The organism is Aquitalea sp. (genome assembly GCF_030150775.1).
In the GTDB taxonomy this organism is placed as follows: domain Bacteria; phylum Pseudomonadota; class Gammaproteobacteria; order Burkholderiales; family Chromobacteriaceae; genus Aquitalea; species Aquitalea denitrificans.
Genome location: NZ_JASLFG010000023.1, coordinates 21,235 through 34,657, shown reverse-complemented (window position 1 = coordinate 34,657; position 13,423 = coordinate 21,235). Strand labels below are relative to the sequence as shown.

13 protein-coding genes are annotated in these 13,423 nt (G+C 59.9%); 6 read left to right on the top strand and 7 right to left on the bottom strand.

All coding sequences use genetic code 11. The features are described 5' to 3' along the window. Positions 1-29 precede the first annotated feature (29 nt). From QVF59_RS07040 to modA, 5 genes are read right to left on the bottom strand one after another with little or no spacing between them, the layout of a single operon-like run. Complete coding sequence (locus tag QVF59_RS07040) at positions 30-836, bottom strand: TOBE domain-containing protein (RefSeq protein WP_159876636.1); 807 nt, start codon at positions 834-836, stop codon at positions 30-32. Positions 837-838: 2 nt separating this feature from the next. Continuing rightward, complete coding sequence (locus tag QVF59_RS07035) at positions 839-1,393, bottom strand: nitrogen fixation protein NifQ (RefSeq protein WP_159876639.1); 555 nt, start codon at positions 1,391-1,393, stop codon at positions 839-841. Then, complete coding sequence (locus QVF59_RS07030; RefSeq protein ID WP_287878341.1) at positions 1,386-2,093, bottom strand: ATP-binding cassette domain-containing protein; 708 nt, start codon at positions 2,091-2,093, stop codon at positions 1,386-1,388. The genes QVF59_RS07035 and QVF59_RS07030 overlap by 8 nt, the downstream gene beginning before the upstream one ends. Position 2,094: 1 nt before the next feature. Continuing rightward, positions 2,095-2,781, bottom strand: coding sequence for a molybdate ABC transporter permease subunit (modB, locus tag QVF59_RS07025; RefSeq protein ID WP_205677534.1), 687 nt, complete (start codon positions 2,779-2,781; stop codon positions 2,095-2,097). A gap of 3 nt (positions 2,782-2,784) precedes the next feature. Beyond that, the gene (gene modA, locus QVF59_RS07020; protein WP_287878337.1) at positions 2,785-3,534 is read right to left on the bottom strand and encodes a molybdate ABC transporter substrate-binding protein; all 750 of its coding nucleotides are present in this window, start codon (positions 3,532-3,534) and stop codon (positions 2,785-2,787) included. A 242-nt stretch (positions 3,535-3,776) separates the two neighbouring features. Here modA and alaC point away from each other — a divergent pair, with 242 nt between their 5' ends. Beyond that, on the top strand, positions 3,777-4,970 hold the full coding sequence (gene alaC / locus QVF59_RS07015) for an alanine transaminase (protein ID WP_287878336.1): 1,194 nt from the start codon (positions 3,777-3,779) through the stop codon (positions 4,968-4,970). Between the two features lie 69 nt (positions 4,971-5,039). Here the strand turns inward: alaC and QVF59_RS07010 are convergent, their stop codons facing one another. Together QVF59_RS07010 and QVF59_RS07005 are read right to left on the bottom strand one after the other, a co-directional pair. Beyond that, the gene (locus QVF59_RS07010; protein WP_287878334.1) at positions 5,040-6,668 is read right to left on the bottom strand and encodes a methyl-accepting chemotaxis protein; all 1,629 of its coding nucleotides are present in this window, start codon (positions 6,666-6,668) and stop codon (positions 5,040-5,042) included. A 119-nt stretch (positions 6,669-6,787) separates the two neighbouring features. Then, entirely contained in the window at positions 6,788-7,393 is a 606-nt protein-coding gene (locus QVF59_RS07005; RefSeq protein ID WP_287878333.1) for a helix-turn-helix domain-containing protein, read from the bottom strand. Between the two features lie 43 nt (positions 7,394-7,436). On the opposite strand from QVF59_RS07005, the gene QVF59_RS07000 reads away from it, so the two are divergent. The 5 genes from QVF59_RS07000 to QVF59_RS06980 all read left to right on the top strand — a co-directional run bounded on the left by QVF59_RS07000 (position 7,437) and on the right by QVF59_RS06980 (position 13,421). Continuing rightward, on the top strand, positions 7,437-8,144 hold the full coding sequence (locus QVF59_RS07000; protein WP_287878331.1) for a B3/B4 domain-containing protein: 708 nt from the start codon (positions 7,437-7,439) through the stop codon (positions 8,142-8,144). Positions 8,145-8,665: 521 nt separating this feature from the next. Next, positions 8,666-9,838, top strand: a complete 1,173-nt coding sequence (gene wecB, locus QVF59_RS06995) for a non-hydrolyzing UDP-N-acetylglucosamine 2-epimerase (protein ID WP_353851332.1) — start codon at positions 8,666-8,668, stop codon at positions 9,836-9,838. A gap of 34 nt (positions 9,839-9,872) precedes the next feature. Next, the gene (locus QVF59_RS06990) at positions 9,873-11,444 is read left to right on the top strand and encodes a glycosyltransferase family 2 protein (protein ID WP_287878329.1); all 1,572 of its coding nucleotides are present in this window, start codon (positions 9,873-9,875) and stop codon (positions 11,442-11,444) included. Next, positions 11,441-12,472: a polymer-forming cytoskeletal protein gene (locus QVF59_RS06985; protein ID WP_287878327.1), complete on the top strand. Its 1,032-nt coding sequence runs from the start codon at positions 11,441-11,443 to the stop codon at positions 12,470-12,472. The genes QVF59_RS06990 and QVF59_RS06985 overlap by 4 nt, the downstream gene beginning before the upstream one ends. Continuing rightward, positions 12,450-13,421 (top strand): hypothetical protein, encoded by a 972-nt coding sequence (locus QVF59_RS06980; protein WP_287878324.1) that lies wholly within the window; start codon positions 12,450-12,452, stop codon positions 13,419-13,421. The genes QVF59_RS06985 and QVF59_RS06980 overlap by 23 nt, the downstream gene beginning before the upstream one ends. Positions 13,422-13,423: the final 2 nt, after the last annotated feature.

Below are 13,423 nucleotides of genomic sequence, written 5' to 3'. Positions count from 1 at the left end.
GGCCTGTTGTTTTATCAGCGCGGGGGCGCTTAGCCCGGCACCCCCAGAATCACACTGGATGCCTTGAAAATGGCGGTGGCGCGGCTGCCGGTCTGCAAGCCCATTTCCACGGCGCTGCCATTAGTGATGATGGCGGCAATGCTGACGCCGGTGGCCACTTCGATAACCACCTCGCTATTGACTGCACCCGCAATCAGCCGGCTGACCGTGCCGCGCAGCTGATTGCGCGCCGATAGGCGGATGTCATCGTCTTCGGTGCCGACAATCACCGATGAAGCCTTGATCAGCGCATAGGCGGTGACCCCGGGCTCCAGTCCCAGATTAAGTACGCTGTCACGGGTAACTACGGCCACCAGCCGCAGGCCGTCGGTGATTTCCAGCTCCACTTCATCATTTACTGCGCCGGTCTTGATGGCGATGACCTTGCCCATAAACTGGTTGCGCGCACTGGTTTTCATGCTCATGCCTCCCAAAAGCAGCAGATCGTCGGCCATGCCGCTGGCCTGGCGCTGCAGGTTACGCAGGAATTGCTGATGTTCCCGCTCGATGATTTGATAGTTTTCCACTAGCTGCCGCCCGCGTGCTGTCAGGCGGGTGCCGCCACCGCCCTTGCCGCCGGACAGACGTTCCACCAGCGGTTCTCCTGCCAGATTATTCATGTGATCGATGGCATCCCAGGCAGCCTTGTAGCTGAGCTTGATGTCTCGTGCCGCCTGGCTGATGGAACCGCAGACATCGATTTGCGCCAGTAAGGCCAGATGCTGCGGACTGCCGAATTTTTCCCCGGCCAGATTCAGCCATAATGCGCCTTGTAAGGTGATGTCCGGTTGTTTCATGTCTACTGTCCAGAAAGTGTGGGCAGGCAGGCGGCATGCTCGCGGCAGCGCCCGCACTCCGGCGGTTTGAGATCGGGGAGGCCCAGTTGCTCGCCCAGCTCTGCATACAGGAAGCGTTTCCACTTGATATCACCCTGATTGCGCGCATACAGCGGGTACAGGTAGTACTGCAACAGCTGGTTTACTTCGTGACGACCCGATAGCCCCATGTCCTGCCACAGGTGGCGGCTGCCCAGGCTGGCCACTGCTACGGCATGTGCCAGCCAGCGGCCATGTTGCGGGTTTTCTGCTGCCGAACGGTTGGCCAGCAGCATGGTCAGCAGGGCCTTGTTCAGGGGTGGTCGCTGTGACAGTAGCTGCTGGTATTGCACGTCCGCCAGAGCCTCCATGCAGCCAAGCTCCGGCGCGCAGGCGGACAGCACCTCCAGCAGTTCCTGCTGCGGCAGGCCCAGTGTCCAGGCATACAGGGGCAGCTCGCCATCCTGCGCATTGCGCAATACGCCCAGCATGGCGCGGGTGAGCAGGCGGAAGGCTTGCTGCTGTTGGAAATCATCCATGGGAAGTCTCCGTCAGGCCGGCAGGCGGCTGGCCAAGCCGGCCATCCTGCAGGTAAAGGGTTTGCTGGCCGAAGGCGCGCACATCTTCGGCATCGTGGGTGATCAGCAGCATGGGAATGGACAGCCGCTGTAGCAGTTCGGCAAGCTCGCTGCGTAATTGCTGGCGCAAGGCTGGGTCCAGTGCCGAGAACGGCTCGTCCAGCAGCAGCGCCCGTGGCTCTGCCACCAGTGCGCGCGCCAGTGCGGTACGCTGACGCTGGCCGCCGGATAGGGTGGCCGGCAGCTGGTCGGCCAGCGCTTCCAGTCCAAAGGCATTGAGCCAGTAATCCACTGCCACCAGTTGGCGTCGCCGCCCAGGGTTGAGCCAGCCACGCTGCAGGCCAAAACCGATGTTCTGGCGCACGCTCAGGTGCGGAAATAGCGCGTAATCCTGAAACAGATAGCCCAGCTGTCTTTGCTGCGGACTCAGGCAAATGCCTTGGGTACTATCGAACAGGCTGCGGCCATCCAGCCGGATGTGCCCGGCTGCGGGGTGGTGCAGACCGGCGATGGCCTTGAGCAGCATGCTCTTGCCTGCGCCGGACGGACCATAGACCACCAGTTGCTGGCAATCACTTTGCAGTGCGATATCCAGCGAGAAGCTGCGGCTGCCGCTGGACAGGGTATGGCGGATGGCCAGATCGAAGCGTGGTGTGTTCATCTTAGCGCTCCGCCAGTCGGCCGGGGGCCAGTTTGCCCGCTAGCAGCAACACCAGTATGCAGACTACCGAAGTCACCAGCACCAGCCGGTTGGCGCTATCGTCCTGTCCGGCCTGTACTGCCTCGTAGATGGCCACGGACAGGGTTTGTGTCTTGCCGGGAATGCTGCCGGCCACCATCAGCGTGGCACCAAACTCGCCCAGCGCGCGGGCAAAGGCCAGCAGCAGGCCAGCCAGAATGCCGCGCCAGGCCAGGGGCAGGGTGATGCGAAAGAAAATGCCGATTTCGGAAATGCCCAGCACCCGGCCAGCCTGCTCCAGCTGGCCGTCCACAGCTTCGAATGCAGCGCGCGCCGGTTTGTATACCAGCGGAAAGGCAACCAGCGCAGCAGCAATCACCGCGCCCTGCCAGGTAAAGATCAGGTTGATGCCGAAGTTGTCCAGCAACCAGCCGCCCAGCGGGCCGCGCCGGCCCAGCAGGGTGAGCAGGTAGTAGCCCAGTACGGTGGGCGGCATCACCATGGGCAGGGTCAGTACAGTGTCCAGCAGGTTGCGGCCGGGAAAGCGCCCACGGGCCAGTAGCAGCCCCACGCCAACTCCCAGCAGCAGGTTGAGCAGAGTGGCAAAACCGGCCACTCGTAGCGATAGGCCCAGGGCAGTCCAGGCCGGGTCATTCATCCAGTCAGGCATGATTCAGGGCTTGTGGAATCCGTAACGGCTCAGAATGGCTTGTGCGGCAGGGGACAGCAGGTAGCTGACAAAGCGCTGCGCCTCGGTGGCATTGGCCGCCGTGGCAGTGCGGGCAACCGGGTAGCTGATGCTTTCATCCAGCGGCACGGTAAACGCCACTTTTACCTTGTCCGGCATGATGGCGGCGTCAGTCTGGTAGACAAAGCCGGCTTCCACCTCGCCGCGGGCAACATAGTCCAGCGACTGGCGTACGTTCTGGGTATTGATGGCCTTGGCTTCCACTGCCGGCCACAAACGGGCGGTTTCCAGCGCATGCTTGGCATAGCGGCCCACCGGCACGCTGGCCGGAATACCCAGAGCCACATGCTTGATGGCAGCCTGTTGCAGGTCGGACAACTGCTGCAGTTTCAGCTTGCTGTCGGCAGGAACGATGACCACCAGCGCATTGCGGGCAAAATCCTTGCGGTCGGCACTGTTGACCAACTTCTGCTTGACTGCGCTGTCCATGGTTTCCTGATCGGCCGAGGCAAACACATCTACCGGCGCACCCTTGGCCATTTGCTGCAGCAAGGCACCGGAAGCGGCAAAGTTGAAGTTGACCTTGCTGCCGGGGTTTTTCGCCTCAAAGCCTTGGGCGATGTCCTTGAAGGCGTTGGTAAGGCTGGCAGCGGCGGAAACGGTGATTTCCCCGGCCAGCGTGTTGCCTGCCAGCGCCATGCTGCACAGGGAAAGGGCAATCAGCCTTGCTTTCATGGATGAGCTCCAGTCTTAAGGTATCAGGTCGTAATATACCCTGTTATATAGCGCGCAGAAATAATCCTTCTGGGGAATGGGCAATCGGCTGATGTCGGTAGTGCTGCAGCTGGCGGGTCGGGTGGGACAAGTGCCGCTGGCAAAAAAACCTTGTGCGCCGCAGCAAGGCGGACTAGGATCATGTCAGCCCCTCATGGGCAACGTCGCTCGGACGGTTCCGGGCGCTTACGTGAAAGGTTCACATGGCTTCTTCTGCAGGCAAGCGCCGCTTTGCGCGCATCGATCGTCTCCCTCCCTATGTATTCAATATCACCGCCGAACTGAAACTGGCTGCCAGACAGCGCGGCGAGGACATCATCGACCTGAGCATGGGCAACCCCGATGGTGCTACGCCGCCGCATATCGTGGCCAAGCTCAACGAGGTGTCGCAACGTCCGGATACCCACGGTTATTCCGCCTCCAAGGGCATTCCGCGCCTGCGCCGCGCCATTTCCCGCTGGTACAAGGACCGCTATGCGGTGGACATCGACCCCAACAGCGAGGCGATTGTCACCATCGGTTCCAAGGAGGGCCTGGCCCACCTGATGCTGGCCACGCTGGATGGCGGCGACACCGTGCTGGTGCCGGACCCCAGTTACCCCATCCACATTTACGGCGCGGTGATTGCCGGGGCGCAGATTCGCTCGGTGCCGCTGGTGCCCGGCATCGACTTTTTTGCCGAGCTGGAAAAGGCCATTCGCGGCAGCTACCCCAAGCCCAAGATGATGGTGCTGGGTTTTCCGTCGAATCCCACTGCGCAGTGCGTGGAGCTGGATTTCTTCGAAAAAGTGATTGCGCTGGCCAAGAAGCACGACATCTTTGTGGTGCATGACCTGGCCTATGCCGACATCGTGTTTGATGGCTGGAAAGCGCCGTCCATCATGCAGGTTCCGGGTGCCAAGGACATTGCCGTCGAGTTCTTCACCCTCAGCAAGAGCTATAACATGGCGGGCTGGCGCATCGGTTTCATGGTGGGCAACCCCGACCTGGTGGCCGCGCTGGCGCGCATGAAGAGCTACCACGATTACGGCACCTTCACCCCGCTGCAAGTGGCTGCCATTGCCGCGCTGGAAGGCGATCAGCAATGCGTACGTGATATTGCGGCCAAATACCAGCAGCGCCGCGACGTGTTGGTGAAGGGGCTGAATGAAATCGGCTGGGAGGTGGAATGCCCCAAGGCCTCCATGTATATCTGGGCGCGCATTCCGGAACAATGGCGCGACCTGGGTTCGCTGGAGTTCGCCCGCCTGATGCTGGAAAAGGCCAAGGTGTGCGTATCGCCCGGCATCGGTTTTGGTGACCAGGGTGACGAGTATGTCCGTTTTGCCCTGATTGAAAACGAGGCGCGCATCCGCCAGGCGCTGCGTGGCATCAAGCAGATGTTCAAGGAGCAGTAAACGGCAGGCGTATCACACCAGAATACAAAACGGCCACGCGGCAAGGCGTGGCCGTTTTTTTATAGCCAGTCACACCTGGAAGCGGGCGACCAGCTTTTCCATGTCCACGGCAATGCGTTCCACCGCATCGGCAGATTGCGCGGTGTTGTGGGCGGTGGCACTGGCTTCTTCGGCATGCTGCACGATGGTTTCGATTTTCTGTGCCACTTCCGTTGCCGCTGCCGCCTGTTCACGTAGCGCGGTATTCAGTTCGTCCACAATGCCGGCCACATGGCGGGCGCTATCACGCAGGGTAGATACGGTGCCGCCGGCGGCATTGGCATTGCTTACGCTGCTGGCCACCAGCTGTACGCCCTGATCCACGCCATTAACAACATCCACGGTGGATTGCTGGATGGAGGCCACCATCTTGACGATTTCATTGGTGGACTGCGCGGTGCGCTCCGACAGCTTGCGCACCTCGTCGGCCACTACGGCAAAACCGCGGCCCTGTTCGCCGGCGCGGGCGGCTTCAATGGCGGCATTGAGCGCCAGCAGGTTGGTCTGGTCGGCAATATCCTTGATTACCGCTACGATGGAGGAAATCTGCGCCGATTCGGTTTGCAGGCGGGCAATGCGCTCGGCGGCGGTGCCAACCACCAGCGAGATGTCATTGATTTGACTCACCAGGGAGCGTAGCGAATCCAGGCCATTGGCTGCCTGCTGGTCGGACGATGCGCTCAGGCTGGCGGCCTCGGCTGTGCCGTCGGCAACATGGTTGATGGAAACGGTAAGCTGTTCGGTATTGGCGGCAATGGCCGATGCGGCCTGGCTTTGCAGGCTGGCCGATTGCTCCATCTGCTGTACCGAACGGTTAAGCTGGCGCGAGGATTCCAGCAAAACCTCGGCATTGCGGCGTGAATCCTGCATGGCATCGCGCAGGGCAGATTGCATGTTTCCCATGGCCACGATCAGCTTGCCTACCTCGTCCTGGCTGGCCGGTGGCAGTGTGCCGCGCAAGTCGCCACTGGCAATGCGGCGGGCGGCATCCACCGTATTGTCCAGCCGGCTGGCAATGCGCCGCGCCACAATCAGCGACAGCGCCAGCGACAGGACAACGCCGGCAATCAGCGCCACGGTGCCGCCGGCCACGCCGGCGGTCACGCTGTGGTCAGCCCGTTCCGCCGCCTGGCGTGCGCCTTCGGCATTGAGTTTGATGAGCGAATCGGTGAGGTCGCGCAGGCTATTGGCTTTTTTCACCCACTCGCCCTTGCGTAAGGCCTGGGCTTCGTCTTCCTTGCCAGCCTTGATCAGCCCGACGGCCTTGTCCACCGCAGCGCGATAGGCGGCCGCTGCGGCCAGCGCCTGCAGGTAGGCAGCCTTTTCCTCATCCGAGCTGAGCTGCGATTCGTAGCGCTTGAATGCATCCTGCAGTTGCTTGTCCAGCTCGCTCATCGAGCTTTCCATCTTGCTGCGCTCGGCTGGGGTATTGGGCAGCATGTATTCCAGGCTGCGCACCCGGTAGCGCAAGCGCAGCTGGCTGATTTCACCAACAGACTGCACTGAAGGCAACCAGTTTTTGGCAATTTCGTGGGTTTCGTGGCCAACGGCCTTGATCTGCCAGATGCAGAACAGGATGGCGGCAATGAGTACGCCACCGCTTAACAGGAAGTTGACGAGAAATTTCTTGGTCAGGCTGATATTGTCGAGAAAATGCATGGCTGCGGCTCCGCCGGGAAATTGTTATATCCGTCTACTGCACTTATCACCAGTAAAGGACATTTTCCCGACATCAGCCATGCAAATATTGCAGTGGAATACTAAAGGGTGAGTGTGGCTCAGTGTTGGCCTGGCTCGGCCACCGTCATGCTGAACACCACCCGTGCCGAAGTGTGGTTGGCATAGTGGTGCGGCTCGGCGGTGCTGGCCACGGCGGCGCTGCCGGCTGGAATCTGCAGTTCCTGCTCGCCCACCTTGAGTGTCAGCTCGCCTTCTGCTACATGAAACAGCTCCACCGTCCCCGCGCCATGGCCGGGTGATGCAAACAGTTCGCCAGGTTGCATTTCCCAGTGCCACAGTTCCACCATGTCCGGGCCACTGCTGCCTGCCAGCAGCCGTGCGCTGCCGCCTGCCGGGCCGTGCCACAGTACGGGAATTTCATCTGGCCTGATCAGGTGTACGGCTGGGGTTTTGGCAACATTAACGATGTCTGCCACCGACACCCCCAGTGTGGCCGCCAGCTTGCACAGAATGGCAATGCTGGGGTTGGCACTGCCTTTTTCAATTTCCACCAGCATGCCCTTGCTGACGCCGGAGCGACGCGAGAGCTCGTCCAGCGACAGCTTGCGGTCTTTACGGTGTTGTTTTAGCTGCGCTGCCACCGCGGCGCTGACTTGGTGCACATCGGAACCGCTGTCGGTCGATATATTGACTTTATTGGTCATTGGTCACTATCATGGAATGAAACAGTCAATATAGGATTCTGCAATGTTCCTCGTTCAGCCGTCAATTCATCCCGCCATTGCCACGCTTGCACCTGGTTTCAGAGCGCTGAGTCTCAGCGTGGAGGCCGCCGCCATTGTGCGGCCAGATGTCGCGCCTGCCATGCTGGAAGATGCTTGTCGCCATGTGCAGGCCGGGGGCCCGTTCTGGGCAGAGGCTCATCTGGCAGCGTGGGCAGACACGTTCCGTGCTTTTGGGGCCAAGCCACAACGCACACCCTGTTCGGCAGAGGCCTTGCGCAAGCGGGTGCTGCGGGATGGCGGCATGGATGCCATCGACCCGCTGGTCGATTTGTACAATGCCATCAGCCTGCGTTATGCCGTACCGGTGGGAGGAGAAAACTTCGCGGCCTATATCGGTGCGCCAAGACTGCTGCGGGCAGATGGCAGCGAAGCATTTGACACCATGAAACAGGGCCTGCCGGTGAATGAGCCGCCGGAAGCCGGTGAGGTGGTGTGGTGCGATGATGCCGGTGTCACTTGCCGGCGCTGGAATTGGCGCCAGGGGGTGCGTACCCGGCTGGATGCCAGCGCCAGCCGCATGTGGTTCATTCTGGAAAGCTTGCCGGTCATGCCTCTGTCGGCATTGCTGGAGGCGGGCCATGCTTTGCGGGATGGTTTGCTGCAGATGATGCCGGATGCGACGGTGGATTTGCGCCTGCTGGAGTGCCCGGTGCAGGGCGAAGCGACCTGATGTTGCCCTGCTTTCCTTCCGCCGGGGGCGCTGCTGCAGCTGTCGCGCGGGCACAGGCGGGGATTCGGCATGATGTCGAGCTGAGGTCTGGTTGGAAGTGTAAAGGGGCGCAAGCCCTTTTTTTACGCATTGCTCATGTTGATGTTTAAAATGATGATGAATAGTGTTGTAAATGTAGATGTCATCAGGTAAAGTGACGGGGCTTTATTATTCTCAGGACTTGTTCTGATAAATTTAAAAATAATGCGTTATTTTTAAACACATATTTTATGTTTACTTTTCTTTAGAAAAATAAACATTGTGCGAATAAAATAGCGAAAAATTCATGCCGAGCTCAGAGTGAGATGCCATGCCTTTTCAGGGTGGCTTTCCAAGAGGCGACAGAGAAAAAATGATAATCGGCACGCAGGCAAACAGGCCTGGCGTGACCGTAAGCGGCCGGGCAGGCAGTTTGTGCGCATCAGTAAAAAACAACGTGCACAATTTGTGTAGACAAAGAATCATGCAAACGGGGTAGTGATGTGATCAAGGTTTTGACTGTGTTCGGGACACGGCCGGAGGCCGTGAAAATGGTGCCGGTAATTCAGGCGTTGGCGAGTTTTCCCAATATTGAATCGCGGGTATGTGTAACCGGCCAGCACCGGGAAATGCTGGATCAGGTTCTGGATTTCTTTGAGGTCGAGCCGGATTTCGATCTGCAGCTGATGCAGCAGGGGCAAAGCCTGGCATCGCTGACCGCGCGGCTGATCGAAGGCATCGACAAGGTGCTGGAGCAGGAAAGACCGGACGTGGTGCTGGTGCATGGTGATACTGCCACCACGCTGGGGGCCAGCCTGGCGGCGTTCTACCGCAAGGTTCCCATCGGCCATGTCGAGGCCGGCCTGCGTACCGGCGATCTTTACTCGCCGTGGCCGGAGGAGATGAATCGCCGGGTAACCGATACGCTGACCAGCTGGTACTTTGCGCCGACTGAAGAATCCTGCCGCAATTTGTATGCCGAAAAAATCGATCCTTCCCGCATCTTCATTACCGGCAACAGCGTGGTGGATACCCTGCTGCTGGCGGTAGACAAGCTGGAGAAAAACGCCAGCCTGCGCGCCGACATGGAGCAAACCTTTTCCTTCATTCGTACAGATGCGCGCATGATTCTGGTAACCGGCCATCGGCGCGAAAATTTCGGCGATAAATTTGCCAGCTTCTGCAATGGCCTGCTTAAACTGGCCCAGCGCTACCCTGATGTGGATATCGTTTATCCGGTACATCTGAATCCCAATGTACGCAAGCCGGTATTCGAGCTGCTGTCCCGTGTCTCCAACATTCACCTGATAGAGCCGCAGGAATACCTGCCTTTTGTCTACCTGATGAACCGTTGCCACCTGATCATCACCGACTCGGGTGGTATTCAAGAGGAGGCCCCGGCGCTGGGCAAACCGGTACTGGTGACGCGCGACACCACCGAGCGCCCCGAAGCGCTGGCTGCCGGCGTGGCACGACTGGTAGGGACCGAGGCTGAGAACATCGTGCGCTGCGCCAGCGAACTGCTGGATGATGCCATGGTGTACGCCAATATGTCGCAGGCGCACAGCCCGTATGGCGATGGTTCGGCGGGTCGTCGCATTGCCAGCATTCTGGCGTCGCTGCCGCAATTGCGGCATGAGATGGCGACGGAGGCATCCCTTGTCGCTGCGGTTTGATTATTGCCGCGCAGCCAAAGCCGGATTGCTGACTATGCTGTTGATGCTGGGGGGCGCTGGCCATGTGCTGGCGGCCAAGCCGGCAGCTGCTGCAGTCAATCAGTCGCAGGCGGCCCTGGCGGCGCTGCCGATTGAAGACAAGGCTGATTTGCCAGCGCAGGCCAGCGTTCCTGCGGTCCAGATGCATCACAGCCCGACCGTACACCTCAAAGGGGCAGCCAGTGAGGCGGCCCTGCGTCAGACGCAGGCTGTGATCCGCCAGCAGATCGAGGAGTCTCGCAGCAGTACCAATCAGCTGGATGATCCGCCGCACCGTTCGCAGCAGTCGGCACCAGCGCTGTGGTTCCTGCGCGTGCTGGCCATCATCCTGTATGTGATCGTAGCCTTCATCATGGTGTATGCCGTGCGTCACATGGCGTTTACCCTGAACCGACTGTTTGGCAAACAGCGCCATCCCTATCTGGATATCGAGACTGCCGAGTGGCCGCGCGTGACGGTGTTCATTGCCGCGCACAACGAAGAAGCGGTAATTGCCGATGCGATGGAGGCCTTGCTGGAGTCCGATTATCCGGACGGGCGCATGATCATCATGCCGGTCAACGACCGGTCCAGTGATGGCACGCGGGAAATCATCGACCAGATTGCCGCGCGCCGACCTGACATCATCCGGCCTTTTCATCGCAGCGAGGGTAAACCGGGCAAGGCAGCCGCGCTGAAAGATGCTACGGCCATGATCGATACCGATATTTTCATCGTGTTCGATGCCGACTATGTGCCGGGTCGCGGCTTGCTCAAGCAATTGGTGGCTCCGTTCTTCGACCCGGAAGTGGGTGCGGTGATGGGCCGGGTGGTACCGCTTAATGCCGGTGCCAATCTGCTGACCCGCATGCTGGACATGGAGCGGGCCGGTGGTTATCAGGTGGACCAGCAGGCGCGGATGAACATGAAGCTGGTGCCGCAGTATGGTGGAACCGTGGGCGGCATTCGCGTGGCCGCGCTGGAGAGCGTGGGTGGTTGGCATGATGATGTGCTGGCCGAGGATACCGACCTGACCTACCGCCTGCTGATAGGTGGCTGGCTGACAGCGTATACCAACCGTTCCGAATGCTATGAGGAAGTGCCGGAAAGCTGGCCGGTACGTATCCGCCAGCTGATGCGCTGGACGCGTGGCCACAATCAGGCGCTGGCGCGTCACGTAGGCCGCTTGCTGCGTACCAAGGGCGTGCCTTTTCGCGAAAAATCGGATGGTCTGCTATTGCTGGGTACCTATGCCATGTCCCCGTTTTTGCTGGTGGGCTGGCTGATTACCCTGATCCTGTTCTATTTCGACAGCGTGCTGCCATCTCCGGGCTTTTTCCTGATCCTGGGTCTGGTGTGTTACAGCGCCATGGGCAATTTTGCCGCCTTCTTTGAAATTGGTACCGCCTGCTATCTGGATGGCAGTGGTAACCGGCTGCGCATTCTGCCGTTTTCCATCTTCGGTTTCATTGTCAGCCTGGTGACCATCTCGCATGCCACCATCTTGCAATTCATTATCGAACCCTTCCGCAAGACGCAAAACCTGCACTGGGACAAGACCAAGCGCTACCGGGGGCAGGCTAAATGATGCTGTTGATATTTGTGATTGGCGTGTTGTCGCTGATGCTGCTGCCACTGCTGCCTGCCATGCTGGAACTGGTGCGCAAGACCGACGTTACCTCGCTGGGTATCAATCGGCTGCATACCGGCTCTTCCAATGTCTTTGCCGAGAACTATCGCAAATACCTGGAAAGCCATGGTTTGCTGAATCAATTACAGAATTACTGGAATTCGCGCCTGTCAGCATGGAGTCCCCTGCTGGAAAAGAAGGTAGAAGAAGAAGTTCTGGCCACTGCCGGGCTTGCTATCCCGGCTGATTTCAGCTGCCTGAAAGAGGTTTACTGCGCCGGTGACGTGGAAACCAGAGGCAGCGTAATCCTGCGCAGCATTCTGGCAGAAGGCGATCTGGTTCTGGGGGAGCAGAACTCCGTGGTGCGCTGGGCCAGTGCCCGCAATATGCTGATCGGCCGTAATGCCACCCTGTTCGGACGCATGGTGGCCCAGCAGGAAATGTGCTTTGCCGGCCCGGCCAGCTTTCAGCGCATCCAGGCCGCAACCATTCGAATGGGCAAGCCATGGCAGCGGGTCTCGGCCATGGGGCCGTACCGTGTCTTCGATATTCTGCAGCTGGAACATACGATATTTTTCAATGACGACATCCGGCGTGTGGTCGTGGAGGGTAATCTTTCCCTGCCTGATCACAGTTTTATCAGTGGCCATCTGGTGGTGCATGGCACGCTCAAGATTGGCCATGGCTGCTACATACAGGGCAGCGTCAAAGCCAGTGGCAATGTGCATGTGGGCAATGCGGTGACCGTGGAAGGCTCCATGGTGTCCGATATGTCGGTTTCCTGTCTGAGCGACTGCGTTTTGCTGGGGCCGGTGGTGGCGGAACGTTTTGTCTATCTCGGTAGCCGCTGCGTGCTGGGCAGTACCGATAGCCCGATCAGCGTCTCTTCCAGTTCCATTCGTCTCAAATTGCCCATGCTGGTGCATGGCACGGTGTGGGCACGTTCGCGTGGGGCCATTCGGCATGAGCGTGCCAGCGGGGTGTAAGTGGCATTGGCTGGCCAGTCTGTTGCTGGCGCTTTGGGCGGGTTGCGGTATGGCGCGTGAGGCCATCGACCTGCATGCCTATCAGTCGGCAGATGGTGCCATTCGCTTGCAGATCGATGGCGATCTGGTCGATCCGTACTTTGCCATGAAAGCCCTGCTGCTTGCCGATGAGATGGGCTTGCCGGTCAAGCCGGCTGCCGAGGCCTGGATTGCCTGGCTGCTGCCACGGCGAGAGGCGGGTGGCAGTTTTCCCCGCTTTGTCGCACAGCCCGGTGGCGGCTGGAAGCGCTTGGCCAATGCCGATGCCGACGACTCCTCGCTGGCCTTGTGGATCTCGCTGCTGTACCGCGTGCATGGCGACAGTGCCGGCATGTCGCCCGAGCTGCAGCAGTCGTTGCGGCAGGCGCGGGCTGATTTGCTGCAGCTGCGTGTTCAGCCCGCCGGTATCTATCACTATGCGCGCGGGGCGGATGTCGGCTACCTGATGGACAACGCCGAGGTGTACGAAGCGCTGCGCGATGACTGCCAGCACGGCGGAAAAAGCTGCAGGCTGGCCCGTCAACTGGAGCTTGCTGTCGGCAAGGTGTTCTGGGATGCCCGGCGGCGGGTGTGGCGCACCGCCTCGCACGGGGAGCCGGCTGCTGCATTCTATCCGCGTACTGCGGCGCAGCTGTTTCCGCTGATGGCCGGCATGCAGCTGCCACGCGGACAGCGCACATACGATGACTGGTTGGCTGGTGAGGGGCTGCCCTGGTTGCTGCAGGATGCCGAGGTGCTGGATTACGCCTGGGGCCTGCTGACTGTGGCGGCCATTAAAAACAAGCGGGATGACGTGGCGCAGCAATGGATGGCTCGCGCTGCGTCATCCCGTGATGGACAGCGCTGGAATGTGCTGGAAGAAGCCGTTTTTCAGGGGCTGGAGCAACGCTTCGGTCCGCTTGCAAAATAAGG

What these genes read in the sequence shown, in the direction of transcription:
- QVF59_RS07040 (WP_159876636.1), bottom strand. Translation starts at nt 836, where the DNA reads ATGAAACAACCGGACATCACCTTACAAGGCGCATTATGGCTGAATCTG.
- QVF59_RS07035 (WP_159876639.1), bottom strand. Translation starts at nt 1,393, where the DNA reads ATGGATGATTTCCAACAGCAGCAAGCCTTCCGCCTGCTCACCCGCGCC.
- QVF59_RS07030 (WP_287878341.1), bottom strand. Translation starts at nt 2,093, where the DNA reads ATGAACACACCACGCTTCGATCTGGCCATCCGCCATACCCTGTCCAGC.
- modB (WP_205677534.1), bottom strand. Translation starts at nt 2,781, where the DNA reads ATGCCTGACTGGATGAATGACCCGGCCTGGACTGCCCTGGGCCTATCG.
- modA (WP_287878337.1), bottom strand. Translation starts at nt 3,534, where the DNA reads ATGAAAGCAAGGCTGATTGCCCTTTCCCTGTGCAGCATGGCGCTGGCA.
- alaC (WP_287878336.1), top strand. Translation starts at nt 3,777, where the DNA reads ATGGCTTCTTCTGCAGGCAAGCGCCGCTTTGCGCGCATCGATCGTCTC.
- QVF59_RS07010 (WP_287878334.1), bottom strand. Translation starts at nt 6,668, where the DNA reads ATGCATTTTCTCGACAATATCAGCCTGACCAAGAAATTTCTCGTCAAC.
- QVF59_RS07005 (WP_287878333.1), bottom strand. Translation starts at nt 7,393, where the DNA reads ATGACCAATAAAGTCAATATATCGACCGACAGCGGTTCCGATGTGCAC.
- QVF59_RS07000 (WP_287878331.1), top strand. Translation starts at nt 7,437, where the DNA reads ATGTTCCTCGTTCAGCCGTCAATTCATCCCGCCATTGCCACGCTTGCA.
- QVF59_RS06990 (WP_287878329.1), top strand. Translation starts at nt 9,873, where the DNA reads ATGCTGTTGATGCTGGGGGGCGCTGGCCATGTGCTGGCGGCCAAGCCG.
- QVF59_RS06985 (WP_287878327.1), top strand. Translation starts at nt 11,441, where the DNA reads ATGATGCTGTTGATATTTGTGATTGGCGTGTTGTCGCTGATGCTGCTG.
- QVF59_RS06980 (WP_287878324.1), top strand. Translation starts at nt 12,450, where the DNA reads ATGAGCGTGCCAGCGGGGTGTAAGTGGCATTGGCTGGCCAGTCTGTTG.